Below are 1,495 nucleotides of genomic sequence, written 5' to 3'. Positions count from 1 at the left end.
CTAGACATCCCAGGTTCCTAAGTTGTCAAGCGACGGCCCTGCGGTGGGCCCAGGCGGTGTGTTCGTCGTATCGAGTGTGGTGGCGTAGGCAGCCGTGCATGATGCCGACGAGGCGGTTGCCCACGGCGCGTAGGGCTTGGTGGTGGCTTTGTTTGGCGGTGCGGTGGGTGTCGTAGAGGGCTCGGGCGCCGGGACTGGACGACAGGGCGCAGAAGGCCCATTGGTCGATGGCGTCATAGAGTCGGCGGTTGCGGATGTGGCGGGCGAGCACGGCGCGCTTTTTGCCCGACGCGACGGTTAGCGGTGAGGTTCCGGCGTAGTTTTTGCGAGACTTGGTATCGGTGTATCTGTTCGGGTCGTCCCCGAACTCACCGAGCACCCGGGCGCCGAGGATGACACCGAGTCCTGGCAGGGAGAGGTAGATGTCGGCGTCCGGGTGTGTCTCAAAATGTTGTGCCAGTGTGGTTTCGAGTTCTCTGATTTGGTGGTTGAGCTCGGCGAGGATACCCACGGTGGCGCGCGTGGTGGCCGCGAACGCCGCGACAACCGGTGCGGGTGCGGCTAGTTGCTCGGAGCGTAGCGCGGCTTGGATTTCGCGGGCACGAGCGGCGATATTGCGTTGACGCCCGCCGCGTTTGAGCGCGGACTGCAGCATCGGCAGGGAAAGCTGGGCGGCCTGTTCGGGGGTGGGCGCGCGATCCAACACCCCTAAGGCGTCGCCGTGGCCTAAATCGTCGAACGCGGTCAGTGCGGCCGGGTAGTACTCGCGCAACGCACTACGCAGCGTATTGGTCTGCCGGGTACGTGCCCAGATCAGGCTCTGGTGGGTCCGGGCCAGCACTTTGATCGCCTCGGACTGCGCGCTGTCACCGGCGATGCGGCGATGGTTATGCCGGTCGGTGCGCACCAGGTCGGCTAACAGTTTGGCATCGGAAGCATCCGACTTGGCCCCGGAGACGTGGTGGCGGTCGCGGTAGCGGGCCACCGCTAGCGGGTTGATCGCAAACACTTGATAGCCGGCCGCGCTTAGCGCTTCCACCCACAGGCCGCGATCGGTTTCGATGCCGAGGATCACCTGATCGGGTTCCTCGGCGTGCGCGACGATCAGCTCATGCAACTCCCGGATACCGGTCAGTCCTTCGGGCAGCCGCCGCCAAGCCAACTGCTTACCGGCCTCGTTCATCACATGCACGTCGTGATGGTCTTCGGCCCAGTCGTCTCCGATGAAGATCACCGATGCCCTCCTCGATTTCTTGTGTGAGATGAGCCGAAGGGCACCCGGCGGCGGCCTAATGGATCAGTGCTCGACATCTGGCACGACATCCCATAAGCGCTACAGGCGACCTCACCAACCGGCCGGGGCACGATCTAGCCGTAGGAATCGACAAGCGCTCCAGGCTTGCAAAGTGCTCACCGGCCGGCGGCTCGGTGATCGAGCATCCCCTGACAAGGCCGGCAACCCAATCAGCGGCACGCCGATCGATTCCCATTAGGC

At 64.3% G+C, this 1,495-nt stretch carries 1 protein-coding gene; it reads right to left on the bottom strand.

Annotated features, from left to right (window positions below; translation table 11 throughout):
* Positions 1-25: 25 nt before the first annotated feature.
* A complete protein-coding gene (locus JF781_RS27895; RefSeq protein ID WP_225330671.1) occupies positions 26-1,234 on the bottom strand; it encodes an IS110 family transposase in 1,209 nt (402 codons plus the stop codon).
* Positions 1,235-1,495 lie beyond the last annotated feature (261 nt).

It is taken from the genome of Mycobacterium sp. WUMAC-067 (assembly GCF_020217485.1).
Taxonomy (GTDB): Bacteria; Actinomycetota; Actinomycetes; order Mycobacteriales; family Mycobacteriaceae; genus Mycobacterium.
The sequence above is the reverse complement of the archived record's forward strand: the minus strand, read 5'-3'. Positions and strand labels throughout refer to the sequence as shown.